The 22,360-nt window shown below is 64.4% G+C and carries 12 protein-coding genes; 8 read left to right on the top strand and 4 right to left on the bottom strand.

Annotation, left to right across the window (positions count from 1 at the left end; genetic code table 11):
* Positions 1–45: 45 nt before the first annotated feature.
* Positions 46–2,991 carry a bifunctional [glutamate--ammonia ligase]-adenylyl-L-tyrosine phosphorylase/[glutamate--ammonia-ligase] adenylyltransferase gene (glnE, locus tag AC3IYG_RS02420; RefSeq protein WP_489312130.1) on the bottom strand — a complete coding sequence of 982 codons (2,946 nt, stop codon included), beginning with the start codon at positions 2,989–2,991 and terminating at the stop codon, positions 46–48.
* Between the two features lie 255 nt (positions 2,992–3,246).
* Here glnE and aceE point away from each other — a divergent pair, with 255 nt between their 5' ends.
* Both aceE and aceF read left to right on the top strand, forming a co-directional pair.
* A complete protein-coding gene (gene aceE / locus AC3IYG_RS02415; protein ID WP_489312129.1) occupies positions 3,247–5,892 on the top strand; it encodes a pyruvate dehydrogenase (acetyl-transferring), homodimeric type in 2,646 nt (881 codons plus the stop codon).
* An 11-nt stretch (positions 5,893–5,903) separates the two neighbouring features.
* Positions 5,904–7,538: a dihydrolipoyllysine-residue acetyltransferase gene (gene aceF, locus AC3IYG_RS02410; RefSeq protein ID WP_489312128.1), complete on the top strand. Its 1,635-nt coding sequence runs from the start codon at positions 5,904–5,906 to the stop codon at positions 7,536–7,538.
* 133 nt (positions 7,539–7,671) lie between these two features.
* On the opposite strand, the gene AC3IYG_RS02405 is transcribed toward aceF, so the two are convergent.
* Entirely contained in the window at positions 7,672–8,214 is a 543-nt protein-coding gene (locus tag AC3IYG_RS02405) for a hypothetical protein (protein ID WP_489312127.1), read from the bottom strand.
* 76 nt (positions 8,215–8,290) lie between these two features.
* Here AC3IYG_RS02405 and AC3IYG_RS02400 point away from each other — a divergent pair, with 76 nt between their 5' ends.
* Together AC3IYG_RS02400 and msrA are read left to right on the top strand one after the other, a co-directional pair.
* Positions 8,291–10,987 (top strand): putative bifunctional diguanylate cyclase/phosphodiesterase, encoded by a 2,697-nt coding sequence (locus tag AC3IYG_RS02400; protein ID WP_489312126.1) that lies wholly within the window; start codon positions 8,291–8,293, stop codon positions 10,985–10,987.
* 102 nt (positions 10,988–11,089) lie between these two features.
* Positions 11,090–11,734, top strand: a complete 645-nt coding sequence (gene msrA, locus AC3IYG_RS02395) for a peptide-methionine (S)-S-oxide reductase MsrA (protein ID WP_489312125.1) — start codon at positions 11,090–11,092, stop codon at positions 11,732–11,734.
* Between the two features lie 74 nt (positions 11,735–11,808).
* Here msrA and AC3IYG_RS02390 read toward each other — a convergent pair whose 3' ends face one another.
* On the bottom strand, positions 11,809–12,648 hold the full coding sequence (locus tag AC3IYG_RS02390) for a 23S rRNA (adenine(2030)-N(6))-methyltransferase RlmJ (protein ID WP_489312124.1): 840 nt from the start codon (positions 12,646–12,648) through the stop codon (positions 11,809–11,811).
* Positions 12,649–12,883: 235 nt separating this feature from the next.
* Between AC3IYG_RS02390 and AC3IYG_RS02385 the strand changes: the two genes are divergently transcribed.
* From AC3IYG_RS02385 to selO, 4 genes are all read left to right on the top strand, one after another.
* Positions 12,884–14,686, top strand: coding sequence for an acyl-CoA dehydrogenase (locus AC3IYG_RS02385; RefSeq protein WP_489312123.1), 1,803 nt, complete (start codon positions 12,884–12,886; stop codon positions 14,684–14,686).
* A 146-nt stretch (positions 14,687–14,832) separates the two neighbouring features.
* A complete protein-coding gene (locus AC3IYG_RS02380; RefSeq protein ID WP_489312122.1) occupies positions 14,833–16,578 on the top strand; it encodes a potassium/proton antiporter in 1,746 nt (581 codons plus the stop codon).
* 35 nt (positions 16,579–16,613) lie between these two features.
* Positions 16,614–19,937, top strand: a complete 3,324-nt coding sequence (gene mscK / locus AC3IYG_RS02375; RefSeq protein WP_489312121.1) for a mechanosensitive channel MscK — start codon at positions 16,614–16,616, stop codon at positions 19,935–19,937.
* A gap of 53 nt (positions 19,938–19,990) precedes the next feature.
* Positions 19,991–21,451: a protein adenylyltransferase SelO gene (gene selO / locus AC3IYG_RS02370; protein WP_489312120.1), complete on the top strand. Its 1,461-nt coding sequence runs from the start codon at positions 19,991–19,993 to the stop codon at positions 21,449–21,451.
* Positions 21,452–21,512: 61 nt separating this feature from the next.
* Here selO and AC3IYG_RS02365 read toward each other — a convergent pair whose 3' ends face one another.
* Entirely contained in the window at positions 21,513–22,211 is a 699-nt protein-coding gene (locus AC3IYG_RS02365; RefSeq protein WP_489312119.1) for an aspartate/glutamate racemase family protein, read from the bottom strand.
* Positions 22,212–22,360 lie beyond the last annotated feature (149 nt).

Genomic DNA, 22,360 nt, shown 5'->3' with positions numbered 1-22,360 from the left:
CCCTTGGGCAATGTGCGCGGGACGCCAGGCGGCTCGCCGGATTCATCAACTCAGCCCCAGCTCGCGCCAAATCCGCATCACGTCACGGCGCTCGGCGTGAAACTGTTCACCGCTGACGATACCCGCCTTCTTCTGCAAGGCCAGGCGGTGGGCCGCTGCGCGATAGGCCTTGTAGACCTCCTGCAACAGGCTGGCATCGGCGCTCGGGATCAACCCCGCGCGCTCCAGCCCTTCAAGAATGCGGATGTTATCGGTGAATTGCAGCAGCGCTGGATGCTCGCACGACCAGGCCAAGGCCGCGTATTGCACCATAAATTCGATATCGACGATACCACCGGCGTCCTGCTTCAGATCGAACGGCGCCGCGGCCTCGAAGGCATTTGCCGCGGTGCCGGCGGCGGTTTCCTTGGAACCGAGGTTGTCGCGCATCTTCGCGCGCATCTCGCTGACTTCCAGCTGCAACGTGGCCAGGTCGCGCTTGCGCCCGAGCACCTGGGCACGCACTTGCTCGAATGCCGCGCCAACCCGTGGGCAACCGACCAGCACGCGCGCGCGCACCAGGGCCTGGTGCTCCCAGGTCCAGGCCTCGCTCTCCTGATAGCGCTGAAAAGCGCCAAGCGAGCTGACCAGCAGGCCGGACGCACCCGACGGGCGCAGGCGCATGTCGACTTCGTAAAGCTGGCCGGAGTTGGTCTGGGCCGTCAGCAGATGGATGATGCGCTGCCCCAGGCGATTGAAGAACTGCGCGCCGTCGATGGGCTTGGCGCCATCGGTTTCCGCCTGCGGATCGCCATCGTGGATGAACACCAGATCCAGGTCCGAACCATGGCCGAGCTCGAGCCCACCGACCTTGCCATAGCCGACGACGATGAAGTCCGGGTCGCACAGGCTGCCATCGCTGCGCTGCGGCGTGCCGCTTTTCGCCACGGTCTGGCGCCAGGCCAGGGCCAGCACTTGTTCGAGGATCGCCTCGGCCAGCCAGGTCAGGTAATCGCTGACCTTCATCAGCGGCAAGGTGCCGGCGATCTCCGAAGCGGCGACCCGCAGGCGGTGGGCCAGCTTGAAGTGGCGCAGTGCCTCCATCTGCTGCTCCAGGTCATCCTCGGGGATGCGCGTCAGTCGCTCGCGCAACTCGGCGGCCAGCTCCGGCGCCAAGGGTGGCTTGAACAGCCGGCCTTCGTTGAGCAGCTCATCGAGCAACAGCGGAAAACGGGTGATCTGCTCGGCGATCCACGGGCTCGCCGCGCACAGGGTCAGCAAGCGCTGCAAGGCGCTGGGGTTTTCCGTCAGCAACACCAGGTAGGCCGAACGCCGCGCTACCGCCTCGATCAGCGGCAACACCCGCTCCAGCACCAAGTCCGGGTTCTCGTGCTCCACGGCCTGCGCCAACAGCCGCGGAATAAAGGCATCCAGGCGCTCGCGCCCAAGCCGCTGCATGGCCCGCACCTGATTGCTGACCCGCAATCCGGCCAGCCGCTGCCAGGCCGACTGCGCCTGGGCAAAGCCCGCCTCGCTCAGCTGCCGGCAGGCGGCCTCTTCATCGAGGGCATCCTCCCAGAGTGGCAGCCACTCACTGCCGACGCAGAGCACCGACTCGGCGCCCTCCTCCTCGTCCGGATCGGCGATGACCTGACGAAAGTGCCAGTCGACCCGCCCGCGCCAGTACAGCAAGCGCTCGTGGAAGGCCGCCCAGCTGTCGAAACCCATGATGAAGGCGACGCGCGCGCGGTCTTCGACGTTGTCCGGGAGCATTTGTGTCTGGCGGTCGGCAATCGCCTGCAAGGCGTGCTCGGTGTAGCGCAGAAACTCATAACCGGCGCGCATGTCCTCGACCACCGCCGGCGGCAGGTAGCCCTGGCCTTCGAGGGTCTTGAGCACGTTCAGCAGCGGCCGCTGTTGCAGGCTTAGGTCGCGGCCGCCGTGGATCAGCTGGAACGCCTGGGCGATGAACTCGACTTCGCGGATACCGCCGGAGCCGAGCTTGATATTGTCGGCCATGCCCTTGCGCCGCACCTCCTGCTGGATCAGCAGTTTCATCGCCCGCAACGCTTCGATGGCGGAAAAATCCAGGTAGCGCCGATAAACGAACGGCCGCAGCATCTCCAGCAGTTGCGCGCCGGCGACCTGATCGCCGCCGACCACCCGCGCCTTGATCATCGCGTAGCGTTCCCAGTCGCGCCCCTGGTCCTGGTAGTACTGCTCCAGCGCATTGAAACTGAGCACCAGCGCACCGGCCGAGCCGTACGGGCGCAGGCGCATGTCGACGCGAAAAACGAAGCCGTCGACGGTAATTGCATCCAACGCCTTGATCAGCCGCTGGCCGAGCTTGATGAAAAACTCCTGGTTATCCAGCGAACGCTTCACCCCTTCGGTTTCGCCACCCTCTGGATAGGCGAATATCAGGTCGATGTCCGAAGACAGGTTCAACTCGACCGCACCGAGCTTACCCATGCCGAGCACGACCATCTGCTGCACCTGCCCGGTGCGCCGACCGATCGGCGTGCCGAACTGCGCGCAATGCCGTGGGTACAGCCACGCGTAGGCCAGATCGATGCAGGCGTCGGCCAGGTCGGAGAGGTCGCGGCAGGTTTGCGCCAGGTCGGCCTGGCGGGTCAGATCACGCCAGATGATGCGCACCTGCTGGCGGTTGCGCTGGCGTCGCAGGCGCCGCCCCAGTTCGTTTTCATCGCCGCACTCGGCCAGCGCCTCGTTCAGTTGCGCGCGCAATTCACCGGGCTGCAGCGGCCGCTCCAGCTCGCCGCTGGCGGCCAGCGCCAGCAACATCTGTGGATCGCGCAGCACCTGCTCGGCGACGAAGTCGCTCGCCGCCGTCACCCGCTCGAGCGCCTCCAGCCTGGCAGCCGGCCAGCCAGTCAAATCCTGGACGGCTGGCGGCGACAAAGCGGCGAGCGCAGCATGCAACGACTGTTGCGCACGACTGACGAAAGGCTGCAGCGAAGCGGGCAAAGTGACGAGCGAGGGCAGGCTCATGATCTATCCTGTGATCGGCGTACTGTTGGCGATTTACCCGCCAACGGTCGCGGCTTTTTGGTTTTAACGCTGAACCACTTGTAGTTTTACTACTAAATAATGTGTCGAGAGGGCTGAAAATACCGTCGATCTGTAGTAAAACTACACAAGACCGGCCCTACCCCGGTTAATCCAAGAATTCACGTCGCCCGCCCAAAAGGCCGGCCACGCACCCGGGCTCCCGATTCTGGAAGCCTTTCCGCCCTGGAGCAAGCCATGCAAGACCTCGATCCCGTCGAAACCCAGGAATGGCTGGACGCGCTTGAATCCGTCCTCGACCGTGAAGGCGAAGACCGCGCACATTATTTGATGACCCGCATGGGCGAACTGGCCACCCGTAGCGGTGCGCAGCTGCCCTATGCGATCACCACGCCCTATCGCAACACCATCCCCGTTACCCACGAAGCACGCATGCCTGGCGACCTGTTCATGGAACGCCGCATTCGCTCGCTGGTACGCTGGAACGCGCTGGCCATGGTCATGCGCACCAACCTGAAAGACTCTGACCTGGGTGGTCACATCTCCAGCTTCGCGTCCAGTGCGACGCTGTATGACATCGGCTTCAACTACTTCTTCCAGGCCCCGACCGACGAACACGGCGGCGACCTGATCTACTTCCAGGGCCACGCATCGCCAGGCGTTTACGCCCGTGCGTTCATGGAAGGCCGCATCTCCGAAGAGCAGATGAACAACTTCCGTCAGGAAGTCGATGGCAACGGCCTGTCGTCCTACCCGCACCCCTGGCTGATGCCTGATTTCTGGCAGTTCCCGACCGTATCCATGGGTCTGGGCCCGATCCAGGCGATCTACCAGGCGCGCTTCATGAAGTACCTGGAAAGCCGCGGCTTCATCCCGGCCGGCAAGCAGAAAGTCTGGTGCTTCATGGGTGACGGCGAGTGCGACGAGCCGGAATCCCTGGGTGCGATCTCCCTGGCCGGTCGCGAGAAGCTGGACAACCTGATCTTCGTCATCAACTGCAACCTGCAGCGCCTCGATGGCCCGGTTCGCGGCAACGGCAAGATCATCCAGGAACTCGAAGGCGTGTTCCGTGGTGCCCAGTGGAACGTCAACAAAGTCATCTGGGGCCGTTTCTGGGACCCACTGCTGGCCAAGGATACCGACGGCATCCTGCAGCGCCGCATGGACGAAGTCATCGACGGCGAGTACCAGAACTACAAAGCCAAAGACGGCGCGTTCGTCCGTGAGCACTTCTTCAACACGCCAGAACTCAAGGCGATGGTCGAAGACCTCTCCGACGACGAGATCTGGAAGCTCAACCGTGGCGGCCACGACCCGTACAAGGTCTATGCGGCGTACCACCAGGCGGTCAACCACAAGGAACAGCCGACCGTCATCCTGGCCAAGACCATCAAGGGTTATGGCACCGGTGCCGGCGAAGCGAAAAACACCGCGCACAACACCAAGAAGGTCGATGTCGAGAGCCTGAAGTCGTTCCGCGATCGTTTCGACATTCCGGTCAAAGACGACGAAATCGAAAACCTGCCGTTCTTCAAGCCGGAAGAAGGCAGCGCCGAAGCCCGTTACCTGAGCGAACGTCGTACCGCGCTGGGCGGTTTCGTGCCTCAGCGTCGCGCCAAGAGCTTCAACATCCCGACTCCGCCACTCGATACCCTCAAGGCTATTCTGGACGGCTCCGGCGACCGCGAAATCTCCACCACCATGGCCTTCGTGCGGATTCTCTCGCAGCTGGTCAAGGACAAGGAACTCGGCCAGCGCATCGTCCCGATCATCCCGGACGAAGCCCGTACCTTCGGCATGGAAGGCATGTTCCGCCAGCTCGGCATCTACTCCTCGGTCGGCCAGCTCTACGAGCCGGTGGATAAGGACCAGGTGATGTTCTACCGCGAGGACAAGAAGGGCCAGATCCTCGAGGAAGGCATCAACGAAGCCGGCGCCATGTCCTCGTTCATCGCCGCCGGCACCTCGTACAGCAGCCACAACCAGCCAATGCTGCCGTTCTACATCTTCTACTCGATGTTCGGCTTCCAGCGTATCGGCGACCTGGCCTGGGCCGCCGGCGACAGCCGCACCCGTGGCTTTTTGATCGGCGGCACCGCCGGGCGCACCACGCTGAACGGCGAAGGCCTGCAGCACGAAGACGGTCACAGCCACATCCTGGCCTCGACCATCCCCAACTGCCGCACCTTCGACCCGACCTACGGCTACGAGCTGGCGGTGATCATCCGTGAAGGCACGCGGCAGATGATCGAAGAGCAGCAGAACGTCTTCTACTACATCACCGTGATGAACGAGGCCTATGTCCAGCCCGCCATGCCGGCCGGTGTCGAGGAAGGCATCATCAAGGGCATGTACCTGCTCGAAGAGGACAAACGCGACGCGGCCCATCATGTGCAGCTGCTCGGTTCCGGCACCATCCTGCGGGAAGTGCGCGAAGCGGCGAAGATCCTCCGTGAAGAGTTCAACGTCGGCGCCGATGTCTGGAGCGTCACCAGCTTCAACGAGCTGCGCCGCGACGGCCTGGCCGTGGAGCGCAGCAACCGCCTGCACCCGGAACAGAAGCCCAAGCTGAGCTATGTCGAGCAGTGCCTGAGCGGCCGCCAAGGCCCGGTCATCGCCTCCACCGACTACATGAAGCTGTTTGCCGACCAGATTCGCCAGTGGGTCCCGGTCAAGGAATACAAAGTGCTCGGCACTGACGGTTTCGGCCGCAGCGACAGCCGCAAGAAGCTCCGGCATTTCTTCGAGGTCGACCGCAACTTCGTCGTTCTCGCCGCCCTGGAAGCCCTGGCCGACCGTGGCGATATCGAACCCAAGGTAGTGGCCGAAGCCATCGCCAAGTTCGGCATCGACCCGGAAAAACTCAACCCACTGGACTGCTGAGGAGACGCACTGTGAGCGAATTAATCCGCGTACCCGATATCGGCAGTGGCGAAGGCGAAGTCATCGAACTGATGGTCAAGGTCGGCGACCGCATCGAGGCCGACCAGAGCCTGCTGACCCTCGAGTCGGACAAGGCCAGCATGGAAATCCCCGCGCCCAAGGCCGGGGTGATCAAGAGCCTGAAAGTGAAGCTGGGCGACCGTCTGAAAGAAGGCGACGAACTGCTGGAGCTGGAAGTCGAAGGTGACACCGCTGCGCCGGCGGCTGCCGCGCCCAAAGCCGAGGCCGCGCCTGCCGCCGCCCCGGCCAAAGCCGCAGAGCCTGCCGCTGCACCGGCGGCTGCCGCGAGCGAGTCGGTACGGGACATCCACGTCCCGGACATCGGCTCGGCCGGCAAAGCCAAGATCATCGAGTTGCTGGTCAAGGTCGGTGATCGTATCGAGGCCGACCAGAGCCTGCTGACCCTGGAATCGGACAAAGCCAGTATGGAAATCCCCTCGCCGGCTGCCGGCGTGGTGGAAAGCCTGAGCGTCAAGCTGGACGACGAAGTCGGCACCGGCGACCTGATTCTGCAACTGCGGGTAGTCGCCGCTGCAGCGCCGGCCGCTCCGGCAACCGCAGCCGCTGCGCCCGTCAAAGCCGAGGCGCCAGCAGCCGCGGCCCCTGCGGCCGCACCCACGGCAGCGGCGGCGAAAGCCGAACCGGCACCGGTTGGCGCCCCCAGCAGCGAAGGTCGCCGAGTTCACGCCGGCCCTGCCGTGCGGCAACTGGCCCGCGAGTTTGGCGTCGAACTGGCGGTCGTCAGCGCCACCGGCCCACACGATCGGATTCTCAAGGAAGACGTGCAGGCCTACGTCAAAACCATGATGCAGAAGGCCAAGCAGGCACCGAGCGGCGCAACCGCGGGTGCCGGCATTCCGCCGATCCCGGAAGTCGATTTCAGCCGCTTCGGTGAAATCGAAGAAGTGCCGATGACCCGCCTGATGCAAGTCGGCGCCAGCAACCTGCACCGCAGCTGGCTGAACGTGCCGCACGTGACGCAGTTCGACTCGGCCGACATCACCGAGCTGGAAGCCTTCCGCGTCGCGCAGAAAGCCGTGGCCGAGAAAGCCGGCGTCAAGCTGACCGTGTTGCCGCTGCTGCTCAAGGCTTGCGCGCACCTGCTCAAGGAGCTGCCGGACTTCAACAGTTCGCTGGCGCCCTCGGGCAAGGCCATCATCCGCAAGAAATACGTCAACATCGGTTTCGCCGTCGACACCCCGGAAGGCCTGCTGGTGCCGGTGATCAAGGACGTCGACAAGAAGAGCCTGCTGCAGCTTGCGGCCGAGGCGGCCGAGCTGGCGGAAAAGGCGCGGACCAAGAAGCTCTCCGCCGACGCCATGCAAGGCGCCTGCTTCACCATTTCCAGCCTCGGCCACATTGGCGGCACCGGTTTCACACCGATCGTCAACGCACCGGAAGTGGCGATCCTCGGCGTATCGAAAGCCACCATCCAGCCGGTCTGGGATGGCAAGGCCTTCCAGCCCAAGCTGATGCTGCCGCTGTCGCTGTCCTACGACCACCGGGTGATCAACGGCGCCGCCGCCGCACGCTTTACCAAGCGTCTCGGCGACGTGCTGGGCGATATCCGCACGCTGCTGCTGTAACCCGCTTCACTTTCGAGCATGCCACGCTCGTACCTCAGCCCCGCCTCTGGCGGGGTTTTTTTTGCCTCGCGCCAGCCAGGACTATCAGCGCCATCCCCGCACAGGCGGGGACCCAGTCCACAACAGCGCGCAGCTACCCCTTCTGCACATTGCGCAGCAGGAAGGACAGCGCCTTGGCCAGCGCCGCGGCGCCCTCGTGGTCACGGCGGATACTCAACCATGGGCCGCCATCGGCCGGGCTATTGAGCACGCAGACCTGCTCGGTCAATGGGCAGTCATAACGGATATAGGGGTCGAGCCCGAACACCGACAAACGCTGGTTGCGCACCGCCAGGGACTTGCTCTGGGCCGCGCGTGTCTGCTCATGGATCAGCAATTCGCCCGGGGCGCTGACACTCAGCCGGTAGACCCGGTCATAGCGTTCGCTCTGCCCGACCTGATAGGCGGCACGCACCGCATAGCGCTCCAGCAGTTGATTGATATGGGCCAGCAGGGCCTTCCGCTCGTCCGTGGTCAGGTAAAGGCGTTTCAACTCGCTCAGATAGCGCGTCTGCTCGACGCCGCTCAGCGCATCGGGTTCAGCCGCGCGCGGCATCGGGGTGACCAGCAATGTGCTGAGCAGCACCGCCGTGAAAAACGCCAACGCCTTCAGCCGCCTTGTCAGTCTCGATCGCATGATGCACCCTTACCCAGCGCTATAGTGAAGTGGGCCATGGCCCCACTCGATCAGCATACTGGAAGCGAGTCGACCGATGAAAAGCCATACCGATGCCGCCAGCCGTCCGGCGGTCGAGGTTGTGACGCAGTTGCCAGTGCCCTCGCGGCTCGGCATGTTGCGTTTCGAGCGGCTCAATGAAGCAAGCTGGACCCTGCTGTTTCTCGACGCCACCTGCGAACGGCAACTGGGCCTGGCGGCCAGCGAACTGTGCGGGCTGATCGGTTCACCCTACGCCAGCCTGATGGAGCCCGAGGCGCGCTACCAGTTGCACGATGCGATTCAACTGCAACTGCGCGACAGCCCGCACTACCAGGTGCGCTATACCCTGCATACCCCGAAGGGGGCGCTGCACCTGCTGGAGCTCGGCGAAGCCTTCAAACAGCATGGCCGCCAGCTCCTGCGGGGTTATCTGCTGGCAACGGAGCAGCCCGCCCTCGCCCTCGCACCACCGCCAAACACCGAGCTGCATGTGCAGAATAGCCACCTGCAGGCGTCCCTGGAGCTGTACCAGCGCTCCCAGGAAGAGCACGTGCAGCACCTGGGCCGCAGCCGCGCCCAGCAAAACCTCATCGTGCGCCTGGCGCGGCATCGCTACAACTCCGACGACCCACTGCGCGAAGCCGCCGAGTTGATCACCCAGGCCGCCTGCGAAACCTATGCCGTGGCCCGCGCCAGCATCTGGCACTTGCGCCACGAACAGCTCGAACCGGTGGCGCTCTACTGCAGCGACCTCGGCCAGCACGAATTGCCTGATGCGATCGACGCGAGCGTCTACCCGCACTACCTGGCCGCGCTACACAGCGGCCGGGCGATCGATGCGCACAATGCCCTGCTTGACCCGCGCACCCGCGAACTGGCGGAAAGCCAGCTCAAACCCCGCGGCGTCAGCGCCATGCTCGACGCCAGCATCCGCGTCGGCGGCGAGGTGGTGGCGGTGCTGTGCCTGGAGCACGTCGGCGCCGCACGGATCTGGCAGGCCGACGAAATCGCCTTCGCCGGCGAGCTGGCCGATCAGTTCGCCCATGCCCTGGTCAACCAGCAACGGCGCAGCGCCAACAGCGAGCTGCACCTGTTCCGGCGCGCCGTCGAACAGAGCGCCAGCGCCTTCCTGCTGGTCGACCGCGATGGCCTGGTGGAATACGTCAACCCGAGTTTCACCGCGATCACCCTGTACAGCTCCGATGAGGTACAAGGCCAGCGCATGTCCGAACTGCCGGCACTGGAGAACCTCAGCGATCTGCTGTTCGATGCGAACTCCAACCTGGCCCAGCACAACAGCTGGCAGGGCGAGTTCCGCAGCCGCCGGAAAAACCTCGAACCCTATTGGGGCCAGCTGTCGATCTCCAAGGTGTACAGCGAAAGCGGCGAGTTGACCCACTACATCGGTATCTACGAAGACGTCACCCAGAGCAAGCTGGCGCAGCAGCGCATCGAACGCCTGGCCTACACCGACAACCTCACGCGCCTGGGCAACCGCCCGGCGTTTATCCGCAGCATGGAAGAATGCTTCGCGCGCAACAGCGAGCAGCCGGTCAGCCTGCTGCTGGTGGACATCGACAACTTCAAACGGATCAACGACAGCCTCGGCCACCAGACCGGCGACAAGCTGTTGATGAGCCTGGCGCGACGCTTGCGCAACACCCTGAACCCGAACGGCAGCCTGGCGCGTTTCGCCAGCAACGAGTTCGCCGTGCTGCTCGACAACTGCGATGTAGCGACCGGACAGCGGATCGCCGGGCAACTCCTGCAGACCCTGGATAAACCGCTGTTCGTCGACAACCAACTGATCAGCGTCACCGGCTCGGTCGGCCTGGCCTGCGCGCCGCTGCACGGGCAGGACCCACACACCCTGATGAAGCATGCCGGCCTGGCCCTGCATAAGGCCAAAGCCAACGGCAAGCATCAGGTGCAGGTGTTCACCGAGGCGCTGAATGCCGAAGCCAGCTACAAGCTGTTCGTCGAGAACAACCTGCGCCGCGCGCTGACGCAGAACGAGCTGGAAGTCTTCTACCAACCCAAGCTGTGCCTCAAGAGTGGCCAGCTGACGGGCATGGAAGCCTTGCTGCGTTGGAACCACCCGGAAAAAGGCATGATCAACCCGGACCAGTTCATCAGCGTCGCCGAAGACACCGGGCTGATCATACCCATCGGCAAATGGGTGGCGCGTCAGGCCTGCCGCATGAGCAAACAACTGACCGCGCTCGGCCTCGGCGCCTTGCAGGTGGCGATCAACCTGTCGCCCAAGCAGTTCTCCGACCCGGACCTGGTCGGCTCGATCGCCGCCATCCTGCATGAGGAACAACTGCCGGCCCAGCTGCTCGAACTGGAATTGACCGAAAGCCTGCTGCTGGAAGCCACCGAAGACACCCGCCAGCAGCTCAGCAGCCTGAAAAGCCTCGGCCTGACCCTGGCCATGGACGACTTCGGCACCGGCTATTCGTCGCTCAGCTACCTGAAGAAATTCCCGATCGACGTGATCAAGATCGACCGCAGCTTCATCAAGGACATCCCGGACAACCAGGACGACATGGAGATCACCTCCGCCGTAATCGCCATGGCCCACAACCTCAAGCTCAAGGTCGTCGCCGAAGGGATCGAGACTGCCGCCCAACTGAACTTCCTGCGCCGGCACAAGTGCGACATCGGCCAGGGCTACCTGTTCGACAAGCCGATTGCCGGCCGTGAACTGCTGGAAAGCCTGCGACGTTACCCGTGCCGACCAACGGCCTGAGACGACCGTAACGCCAGGCCTTGCAATCGGTCTACTGAGACATATCTCCTAGTGGCCTCTATGACCACTAGACACGCCCCCTCCATCTCAAGGAGCCGCCCGATGGTGCTGCGTTCGCAAATTCTCGCCCACAAACTCGACCTGCCGAGCGCCGAGCAGGCCTTGCCCGGCCGCGACAGGCCGATGCCCGTGCCGGCCAGCCATTTCGTCAACGGTCATGCGCTGCAAGCGCCTTTCCCGGCCGGCCTGGAACAGGCGATCTTCGGCCTGGGCTGCTTCTGGGGCGCCGAGCGGCGGTTCTGGCAACAACCGGGGGTGTGGACGACCGCCGTGGGCTACGCCGGCGGCCAGACGCCGAACCCGACCTACGACGAAACCTGCTCCGGCCTGACCGGGCATACCGAAGTCGTGCTGGTGGTCTTCGACCCGCGCGAAACCAGCTACGAAGCACTGCTGAAAGTATTCTGGGAAGTGCACAACCCGACTCAGGGCATGCGCCAGGGTAACGATATCGGCACCCAGTACCGCTCGGCGATCTACTGCACCAGCACCGAACAACTGGCCGCGGCCAACGCCAGCCAGGAGCAGTTCCAGCGCCAGCTCGAGGCCGCCGGCTTCGGCCCCATCACCACCGAAATCGCCGCGGCACCGGCGTTCTACTACGCCGAGGCCTATCACCAGCAGTACCTGGCGAAAAACCCAGGCGGTTACTGCGGCCTCGCCGGCACGGGCGTTTGCCTGCTCTAAGGCGAACCAGACCTTCGGCAAGCTGACTCACAGCTTGCCGAAGGTCTGAGTGCAACCAGCCAGCCGTCGGCCGCTTACTCCTCGATCAACCAATCCATCCGCCAGCCGCCCTGGGTTTGCGCCAGTGTCTCGGCCAACCAGGGCAGCAGCTGTTTGAGTTCTTCTTCCAGGCCCCAAGGCGGGCTGGCGATCACCAGACCCGAGCCGTTCAGACCGAACTCGGCGCTGTCGACGGGATGCACGTACAGCTCGACGCGCAGCAACTTGGGCGCGCCACTCTTGCCCAGGTCGTTATAGAAGCGTTTGAGCTGGCGCTGGTCCTTGATCGGATACCAGATCGCCGCCACCGTCTGGCGCATGCGGCTGACCGCTTCCTGCAGCGCCAGCGCACAGCGCTGCAACTCATCGGTTTGCTCGAAAGGCGGGTCGATCAGCAGCAGAGCGCGCTTCTGCGCCACCGGCAACAAGGCCCGTGGAATGTGCCAGCCCTCGCCCAGGTGCACGGCGACGCGGCGGTCGTGTTTCATGTTGTCCTTGAGCAGACGACCGTCTTCCGGGTGCTTCTCGTTCAGGTGCAGACGATCCTGTTCGCGCGTCAGCTGCCGCGCCAGCTCGGGCGAGCCAGGGTAGTAGCGCAGACCGCCGCCGGGGTTGAGCTCGCGCAGCACGCGCAGGTAATCGCCGGCCAGCTCCGGCACATCGGTGGCCTGCCACAGGCGGTTGACTCCCTCCAGCCACTCGCCGGTACGACTGGCCTGGTCGCCCTTGAGATCGTACAAACCGATGCCCGCATGGCTGTCGAGGTAGGCGAACGGCTGTTCCTTACGCCCCATCAGGGCGATCAGGCGCGACAACAGCAGGTGTTTGAACACATCGGCATGGTTGCCGGCGTGGAAGGCGTGACGGTAATTCATTGCGCAAGATCCTCGCAGCGCAGGCTGGACGAACAGTGCTCACCCAACCCCAAGGCCGCGCAGTTTACCAGCCCGCGACCTGCTGCGCGGCATGCAAACGGCGGCGCGGTTTTGCCCCTTTATCACGCGGCTGGATGTTACTAGGCGACAACCATGGGCCAGCCTAGACTCGACGCATTCAATCCGGCTGGCATTTCCGGCCGTCATTCCCCGGCTGTCTTTCACAGGTGCGCCCATGTCCGAGACCCTGCTCAGTTCCCGCAACCTGGCCTTCGAGCTGTACGAAGTGCTGGACGCCGAAGCCCTGACCGAGCGCGAGCGCTTCGCCGACCACAGCCGCGAAACCTTCGATGCCGCCGTGGGCACTGCCCGCAACATCGCCGAGAAACTGTTCGCGCCGCACAACCGCAAGGGCGACGAGCACGAGCCGGAGTATGTCGACGGCGCCGCCGTACTGATCCCGGAAGTGAAGCCGGCGGTCGACGCCTTCCTCGAGGCCGGTTTCCTGAATGCCACCCGCGAGTTCGAGGTGGGTGGCATGCAGCTGCCCAACCTGCTGTCACAGGCCTGCTTCGCGCATTTCCAGGCGGCCAACGCGGCCACCACCTCCTACCCGTTCCTGACCATGGGCGCGGCCAACCTGGTCGAAAGTTTCGGCAGCGCGGAGCAGAAACGCCTGTTTTTGCAGCCGATGATCGATGGCCGCTTCTTCGGCACCATGGCGCTCACCGAGCCGCATGCCGGTTCCTCGCTGTCGGATATCCGCACCCGCGCCGAGCCGGCCGCCGACGGCAGCTACCGGCTCAAGGGCAACAAGATCTTCATCTCCGGCGGCGACCACCCGCTGTCGGAAAACATCGTACACATGGTGCTGGCCAAGCTGCCGGACGCACCGCCCGGGGTGAAGGGCATCAGCCTGTTTATCGTGCCGAAGTTTCTGGTCAACGATGACGGCTCGCTGGGTAAGCGCAACGACGTGATCCTGGCTGGCCTGTTCCACAAGATGGGCTGGCGCGGCACCACCTCCACCGCGCTTAACTTCGGCGATAACGGCGAATGTGTCGGCTATCTGGTGGGCAAGCCGCACGCCGGCCTGTCCTACATGTTCCAGATGATGAACGAGGCGCGCATCGGCGTCGGCATGGGCGCGGTGATGCTCGGCTATGCCGGCTACCTGTACTCGCTGGACTACGCGCGCCAGCGTCCGCAAGGGCGCCTGCCGGACGGCAAAGACCCGAGCGCGGCCCAGGTCGCGATCATCGAGCACGCCGACGTGCGGCGCATGTTGCTGACCCAGAAAGCCTACGTCGAAGGCGCCTTCGACCTCGGTCTGTACGCCGCGCGGCTGTTCGACGACACCCAGACCCTGGCCACCGAGGAGGAGCGTCGCACCGCTCTTGAGCTGCTCGACCTGCTGACCCCGATCGTCAAATCCTGGCCCTCGGAGTTCTGCCTCAAGGCCAACGAACTGGCGATCCAGATCCTCGGCGGCCACGGTTACACCCGCGACTACCCGGTGGAACAGTATTACCGCGACAACCGCCTCAACCCGATTCACGAGGGCACCCACGGCATTCAGTCCCTCGACCTGCTGGGCCGCAAGGTGTCGATGAATGGCGGTGCGGCGCTCAAGCAACTGGTCAAGCTGATCCAGGGCTGCTGCCAGCGCGCCAGCGCCCACCAATCGCTCAACGATCTGCGCCAGCCCCTGGAACACCTGCTGACACGCCTGTCGACGGTGACCCTGGCGCTGCTCGGCGACCTGATGAGCGGCAAGGTCAACCAGGCCCTGGCCAACTCGGCGCTGTACCTCAAGGTCTTCGGCCACCTGGTGATCGGCTGGCGCTGGCTGGAACAGGCGATCCGCGCCGAACAAGGCCTGGCCCGAGGCAACCCCGCGGACGTCGATTTCTACACCGGCAAACTGCAGGCCGCGCGCTACTTCCTGACCTGGGAAGTGCCGAGCTGCCACCACGAGCTGGCCATCCTGGAAAGCCGCGACGACACCTGCCTGGCGATGCAGGACAGCTGGTTCTAGCCCTCGCGCAAGCCGCGTAGCCAACGCCCCGCCTTGTGCGGGGCGTTTTTTTGACAGGGTGCTCAAGGCGCAGGTTAGAATCGGCTGGCATGCGTACTGCATGCCCACTCCTCATTCCGCCTTGCCGTTACGCTCTGGAGCCCTCCTTGGATGCAACCGCCATCAATAACCTGTTCCTGATCGGCGCGCTGCTGGTCGGGGCAAGTATTCTGGTGAGCTCGCTGTCCTCGCGCCTGGGCATCCCGATCCTGGTGATCATCCTGGGCGTCGGCATGCTAGCCGGGGTCGATGGCCCCGGCGGCATCGGCTTCAACAATTACCCACTGGCCTACCTGGTCGGCAACCTGGCCTTGGCCGTGATCCTGCTCGACGGCGGCCTGCGCACGCGGGTTTCGAGCTTTCGCGTGGCGCTCTGGCCGGCCTTGTCGATGGCCACGGTCGGCGTGCTGATCACCACCGGGCTGACCGGCATGGCTGCCGCCTGGCTGTTCGACCTCAGCCTGATGCAGGGCCTGCTGATCGGCGCCATCGTCGGCTCCACCGACGCCGCCGCGGTCTTCTCCCTGCTCGGCGGCAAGGGCCTGAACGAACGGGTCAACGCCACCCTGGAGATCGAGTCCGGCAGCAACGACCCGATGGCGGTGTTCCTCACCGTGACCCTGATCGACATGCTCTACAAGGGCCAGAACGAGTTCGGCCTCAGCCTGCTCGGCCACCTGCTCAGCGAGTTCGGCATCGGTGCCGTGCTCGGCCTCGGCGGCGGCTGGCTGGTGCTGCAACTGATCAACCGCATCCACCTGGCCCACGGCCTCTACCCGCTGCTGGTGGTCAGCGCCGGCCTGCTGGTGTTCGCCCTGACCAACTTCCTGCACGGCAGTGGCATCCTCGCCGTCTACCTGTGTGGCCTGGTGCTGGGCAACAAGGCGATCCGCTCACGCCACAGCATCCTGCACATGCTCGACGGCCTGGCCTGGATGGCGCAAATCGGCATGTTCCTGGTGCTCGGCCTGCTGGTGACCCCGCACGACCTGCTGCCGATCGCCCTGCCTGCCCTGGCCCTGGCGCTGTGGATGATCCTCTTCGCCCGGCCGCTGTCGGTGCTGGTCGGCCTGTTGCCGTTCCGCGCCTTCCACGACCGCGAGAAGGTTTTTATCGCCTGGGTCGGCCTGCGCGGCGCGGTACCGATCATTCTCGCGGTGTTCCCGCTGATGGCCGGCCTGGAGCACGCGCAACTGTACTTCAACCTGGCCTTCTTTATCGTCCTGGTCTCGCTGGTCGTGCAGGGCACCAGCTTGCCGTGGGTGGCCAAGTGGCTGCGGGTGACGGTGCCGCCGGAGCCCGCACCGATCTCCCGCGCGGGCCTGGAAGTACACCCGACCAGCCAGTGGGAGCTGTTCATCTACCGCCTCGGTGCGGAAAAATGGTGCATCGGGGCGCCGCTGCGCGAGCTGAAGATGCCAGAAGGCACGCGCATCGCCGCGCTGTTTCGCGGCAAGGAACTGCTCCACCCGTCCGGCAGTACCACCCTGCAAGCCGGCGACATGCTCTGCGTGGTCGGCCACGAACATGACCTGCCGGCACTCGGCAAGCTGTTCAGCCAGGCACCGAAACGTGGCCTCGACCTGCGCTTCTTCGGCGATTTCGTTCTCGAAGGCGATGCCGAACTGCGCGCGGTTGCGGCCCTTTACGGGCTGAAACTCGGCGATATCGACGGTAACCTGCCGCTCAGCCGCTTTATCGCCAACGAGATCGGCGGCGAACCGGTAGTCGGCGATCAGGTCGAGTGGAACGCCCTGACCTGGACGGTCGCGGCGATGGAAGGGAACAAGATCCGCAAAGTCGGCGTCAAATTCCCCGAAGGCAGCCGCCCAGGGCCAGGCCTGCTCCTCTAAACTGCAGCACTTCTCGAGCCCCGCGATCAGCGACCATGCCATTTTTACGTACTCTGTTTACTGCCAGCCTGCTCGGCCTATGCCTGAGCATTCTCCCTCTGCAGGCTGCCGAGCCGCCCACCAGCGGTGCCGTGCAAAGCGCTCTGGACAACCTCAGCGCGCGCAAGCTGCCCGAAGCCGAACAGCTGGCCGTCAAGCAGACCCTCGAAAGGACCTTGGAGTTTCTCAGCGCCAAAACCGATAGCGAGCAACGCCTGAACGACCTCAAGCAGAAGCTCGCCGAAGCGCCGCGACTGACCAGCGATGCCCAGCGTGAACTGGCCAAGCTCGACGCCAGCGCGCCAATACCTATCGCGCAGCGTTACGCCAACACTCCAATACCGCAACTCGAGCAACAGCTGACCGACCGCAGCACCCAACTGGGCGACTGGCAAAAAGCGCTCGCCGAGGCCAACAGCCAGATCATTACCGCCCAGACCCGCCCCGAGCGTGCGCAGGCGGAAATCAGCAGCAACCAGACCCGCACCCAGGAGATCAACAATCTCCTCAAAAGTGGCAAAGACAAAGGCAAGCCGCTGACCCCGGAACAGCGCGACCTGCTCAACGCCGAACTCAGCGCATTGAACGCGCAAACCTTGCTGCGCCGTAAAGAGCTGGCCGGCAGCAACCTGCTGCAAGACCTTGGCAACAGCCAGCGTGACCTGCTCATCGAGCGCATCGCCCGCGTGGAGCAAGAAAGCAGCGACCTGCAATCACTGATCAACGAGAAGCGCCGCGCACAATCGGAAAAGACCGTCGTCGAGCTGTCGAAGGAGGCACAGAAGGCTGGCTCCGACAGCGTCCTGGCCAGCGAAAGCGCCCGCAACCTCAAACTCTCCGACTACCTACTGCGGGCCACGGACCGGCTCAACGACCTGACCCGGGAGAACCTGCAGACCAAACAGCAACTGGACACCCTGATCCAGGCCGACCAGGCGCTTGATGAGCAGATCAATGTGCTCAAGGGCAGCCTGCTGCTGGCGAAGATCCTCTACCAGCAGAAGCAGGCGCTGCCGCACCTGGCGATGAACAAGGAGCTGGCCAACGAGATCGCCGATATCCGCCTGTACCAGTTCGAGCTCAACCAGGAACGGGAAAAGACCAGCAATCCACAGAGCTATGTCGACAGCCTGCTGGCCAGCCAACCCGCCGAACAGGTCACCCCGGAGCTGCGCAAGACCCTGGTGGAGCTGGCCACCACCCGCAGCGAGCTGCTCGATCGCCTGAGCCGTGAACTGAATGCGTTACTCAACGAATCCATCACCCTGCAACTGAACCAGAAGCAGTTGCAGAGTACCGCCAAGGCCCTGCAGGCAACCCTCGAAGAGCAGATGTTCTGGATTCCCAGCAACAAACCGCTGGACCTCTCCTGGCTCAGGCTGGCACCGCGTTTCCTGGAAAAACAACTGGCCGACGTGCCCTGGGGCTCCGGCCTCAAGGAACTCGCCGAAGGGCTGGGCGACCGCCCCTGGCTGTTCGTTCCGTTGCTGCTGCTGATCGGTGTGCTGCTCTGGCGACGCCACTTCATCTACGACAAGCTCAAAGAACTGCACCAAGACATCGGCCACTACAAACGCGACAGCCAATTGCACACGCCGCTGGCGTTACTGCTCAACGTGCTCCTGGCCCTGCCGGGGGCATTGTTCCTCGGCCTCTGCGGCTTCGCGCTGCGCATCGACGCACGCGGGCAGAACGCCGCGCTCGGTGGCGCGCTGCTGGAAATGGCTCAGGCCTGGCTGGTGTTCTACACCCTGTACCGCATTCTTGCCCCGGGCGGCGTGGCCGAGTTGCATTTTCGCTGGGCGCGGCCGCAGGTCGCCTTCCTCAGCAAGCAGATCCGCTACCTCGGCCTGGTGGTGATGGCGCTGGTGGCCGTGGTGACGGTCGCCGAACAGCAACCGGCCGCTCTGGCCGAGGACGTCATCGGCATCTTCATCGTGCTCACCGGCTTCGGCCTGATGACCTGGCTGCTGGGCAAACTGCTGCTGGCCGAACCGATGCGCGAACACGCCTCGCCCTTCCGCCTGCTGATCGGCGCGGCGTTCACCCTGCTGCCGGCCGTCCTGATGGTCGCCGTCGGCTTCGGTTACTACTACACCGCGCTGAAACTCACCGACCGCCTGATCGACACCCTGTACCTGCTGATCATCTGCCTGATGATCGAAGCGGCCTTCGTTCGCGGCCTGTCCGTCGCCGCACGGCGCCTGGCCTATACCCGCGCGCAAACCAAACGCCAGGCGCAGGCGAAGGAAAATGCCGACGGCGATGAAGTCTCGGTCGAGGAGCCGGCCCTGGATATCGAACAGGTCAACCAGCAGTCGCTGCGGCTGATCCGCCTGGCCCTGCTCGCCGGCTTCATCGCCTGCCTGTACTGGGTCTGGGCCGACCTGATCAGCGTGGTCGCCTACCTCGACGACGTCACCCTCTACCAATATTCCAGCGGCACCGGTGCCACCGCCACCCAGGTGCCGATCAGCCTGCTGGACGTACTCGGCGCGCTGATCATCGTCGGCCTCACCGTCGCCCTGAGCAGCAACCTGCCGGGCCTGCTGGAAGTGCTGGTGCTGTCACGCCTGCAACTGGCGCAAGGCAGCGCCTATGCCACCACCACCCTGCTGTCCTACGCGATAGCCGGCATCGGTATCGTCAGCACGCTGTCGACCCTCGGGGTCAGCTGGGACAAACTGCAATGGCTGGTGGCGGCGCTCTCGGTCGGTATCGGTTTCGGCATGCAGGCGATCTTCGCCAACTTCATTTCCGGGATCATCCTGCTGTTCGAGCGCCCGGTGCGCATCGGCGACCTGGTCACCATCGGCACCGTCACCGGCACCGTCAACCGCATCCACATCCGCGCCACGCACATCACCGATGGCGACCGCAAAGCGGTGATCGTGCCGAACCAGACGATTCTCACCAGCCAGTTGATCAACTGGACGCTGACCGACACCATCACCCGCATCGTGCTGACCTACAACGTCGTTCGCGGCTCCGATCTGGAACTGGTGCGCAAGCTGATGCTGCAGGCGACCCAGGAAAACTCGCGAGTGCTGCGCGACCCCGCACCGACCGTGCAACTGACCGCTTACGGCGCCTCGACCCTGGACCATGAGTTGAAGATCTACGTGCGCGAACTGGGCGACCGCGGCCTGGCCACCGATGAGCTCAACCGGCGTATCGACCAGCTGTTCCGCGACAACGACATCAACCCCAGTACCACGCCGCAGATGGACGTATTCATCAGCAACCGCCACGGCCAGGAGCAGCAGATCAGCGCGGCGACCGAGACCAGCGCGCTCCCCGAGGCGCCGGCCAGGGTCTGAAACAGCGGGCTGCCGCCTCCCCGGCCAGCCCGCGACATGTTAAAACGGAACGTATGAAAAGCCTCGACGAACTCGTCTTCGACAACCGCTTCGCCCGCCTGGGCGATGCGTTCTCCACCGAAGTGCTGCCCGAACCCATCGCCGAGCCCCGCCTGGTGGTCGCCAGCACGGCCGCGCTGGCCCTGCTCGACCTCGACCCGGCACAGGCCGAGGAGCCGGTGTTCGCCGAACTCTTCAGCGGCCACAAGCTCTGGGAAAACGCCGAGTCGCGGGCGATGGTCTATTCCGGGCATCAGTTCGGCTCCTACAACCCGCGCCTGGGCGATGGCCGCGGCCTGTTGCTCGGCGAGGTGCTGAACGACGCCGGCGAGCACTGGGACCTGCACCTCAAGGGCGCCGGGCAGACGCCCTACTCGCGCATGGGTGATGGCCGCGCCGTGCTGCGCTCGTCGATCCGCGAATTCCTCGCCTCCGAGGCCCTGCACGCGCTGGGCATCCCCAGCAGCCGGGCGCTCTGCGTGACGGCTTCGGACACACCGGTCTGGCGCGAGAAGCAGGAGCGCGCGGCCATGCTGCTGCGCCTGGCGCCGAGCCACGTGCGTTTTGGCCACTTCGAGTATTTCTATTACACCAAGCAGCCGGAACAACTTAAACAGCTCGGCGAACACGTCCTGCGCTGCCATTTCCCCGCCTGCCTGGAGCAACCCGAACCCTATCTGGCCTTCTTCCGCGAGGTGCTCGAGCGCAATGCCGAACTGATCGCCTACTGGCAAGCCTATGGTTTCTGCCACGGGGTGATGAACACCGACAACATGTCGATCCTCGGCATCACCTTCGATTACGGCCCCTATGCCTTTCTCGACGATTTCGACGCCAACTTCATCTGCAACCATTCCGATGACAGCGGCCGCTACTCCTTCAGCAACCAGGTGCCGATCGCCCACTGGAACCTCAGTGCGCTGGCCCAGGCGCTGACACCCTTCATCAGCGTCGAAGCCCTGCGCGAGACGTTGAACCTGTTCCTACCGCTGTACCAGGCCCACTACCTCGACCTGATGCGCCGTCGCCTGGGCTTGAGCCAGGCCGATGAGCGGGACGCCGCGCTGATCGAACGCCTGTTGCAATTGATGCAGAGCAGCCCGGTGGACTACACGCGGTTCTTCCGCGAGCTCGGCGACAGCGCCCCACGCGAGGCGCTGCAGCGCCTGCGGGAAGAGTTCATCGACCTCGCCGGGTTCGATGCCTGGGCCGCCGACTATCAGGCGCGCAGCACGGGGGAAGGCGTCACCCAGACTGAGCGGCAACGGCGCATGCACGCGGTCAACCCGCGCTACATCCTGCGCAATTACCTGGCGCAGCAGGCCATCGACGCCGCCGAGCAAGGCGACTACAGCGAAGTGCGGCGCTTGCATGCGCTGCTCAGCAAACCCTTCGACGAGCAGCCGGGCATGGAACGGTACGCCGAGCGCCCACCGGAATGGGGCAAGCACCTGGAGATCAGCTGTTCGTCTTGATGCTGGCCGGCTCGCAGGAGCGGGCCATGCCGGCGACTCGCTCGCGAACATGGCCCGCCGCCTAGCGGTCTTCCAATAGCCACTCCAAGCCCATCGCCACATGCACCTGCGTGCTATCGAGCAAGGGCAGGGGGGACGCGCAGCCCTCCAGTAGCAGGCCAATTTCCGTGCAGCCGAGAATCGCCGCCTCGGCGCCTTCGGCCCGCAAACGCTCCAGGGTCTCCAGGTAAAAACTGCGCGCCGGCGCATTGAATTGCCCACAGCAGAGTTCCTGAAAGATCACCCGATCGATCTCGGCCTGCTCCGACGCCTCCGGCACCTGCACCAGAATCCCGAAGCGTTCGCTCAAGCGCTCGCGGTAGAAGGCCTCCTGCATGGTGAAGCGTGTGCCGAGCAGAGCGGCGCGTTGCACGCCGCCTGCTTGCAGCGCCTGGCCCACTGCGTCGCCGATATGCAGCAGCGGAATGCTCAGCGCGGCTTCGATCGCCGGCGCGACCTTGTGCATGGTGTTGGTCGCCAGCAGCAGCGCCGTCGCACCGGCACGCTGCAAACCCTTGGCGGCACGGGCCAGGCACTCGCCGGCAGCGTCCCAATCACCGGCTTTCTGCAGGGCCGCGATCTCGGCGAAATCCAGCGAATGCAGCAGCAACGGCGCCGAATGCAGGCCGCCCAGCCGCTCACGCACGCCCTGATTCAAGGCCCGGTAGTAAGTCGCCGTCGACTCCCAGCTCATCCCGCCCAGCACACCCAGAGTACGCATCGCTTTGTCCTTTCGCAGTCAGACCCCGAGCCTAACCCCCTGAGTGCAAGCGTCACCAGACACAGGCGGCTACACGGCGGGCGGTACAGTGCCCATCAATAACTTAAAAGCATATAACCCTGCGCAATGATTCTTAGACTCTCTAAGCA

The sequence above is a fragment of the Pseudomonas sp. KH_027 genome (assembly GCF_057838565.1).
Note: the sequence above shows the minus strand (reverse complement) of the source record. Positions and strands in the feature narration are given on the sequence as shown.

What these genes read in the sequence shown, in the direction of transcription:
- glnE (WP_489312130.1), bottom strand. Translation starts at nt 2,991, where the DNA reads ATGAGCCTGCCCTCGCTCGTCACTTTGCCCGCTTCGCTGCAGCCTTTC.
- aceE (WP_489312129.1), top strand. Translation starts at nt 3,247, where the DNA reads ATGCAAGACCTCGATCCCGTCGAAACCCAGGAATGGCTGGACGCGCTT.
- AC3IYG_RS02405 (WP_489312127.1), bottom strand. Translation starts at nt 8,214, where the DNA reads ATGCGATCGAGACTGACAAGGCGGCTGAAGGCGTTGGCGTTTTTCACG.
- AC3IYG_RS02400 (WP_489312126.1), top strand. Translation starts at nt 8,291, where the DNA reads ATGAAAAGCCATACCGATGCCGCCAGCCGTCCGGCGGTCGAGGTTGTG.
- msrA (WP_489312125.1), top strand. Translation starts at nt 11,090, where the DNA reads ATGGTGCTGCGTTCGCAAATTCTCGCCCACAAACTCGACCTGCCGAGC.
- AC3IYG_RS02390 (WP_489312124.1), bottom strand. Translation starts at nt 12,648, where the DNA reads ATGAATTACCGTCACGCCTTCCACGCCGGCAACCATGCCGATGTGTTC.
- AC3IYG_RS02385 (WP_489312123.1), top strand. Translation starts at nt 12,884, where the DNA reads ATGTCCGAGACCCTGCTCAGTTCCCGCAACCTGGCCTTCGAGCTGTAC.
- mscK (WP_489312121.1), top strand. Translation starts at nt 16,614, where the DNA reads ATGCCATTTTTACGTACTCTGTTTACTGCCAGCCTGCTCGGCCTATGC.
- selO (WP_489312120.1), top strand. Translation starts at nt 19,991, where the DNA reads ATGAAAAGCCTCGACGAACTCGTCTTCGACAACCGCTTCGCCCGCCTG.
- AC3IYG_RS02365 (WP_489312119.1), bottom strand. Translation starts at nt 22,211, where the DNA reads ATGCGTACTCTGGGTGTGCTGGGCGGGATGAGCTGGGAGTCGACGGCG.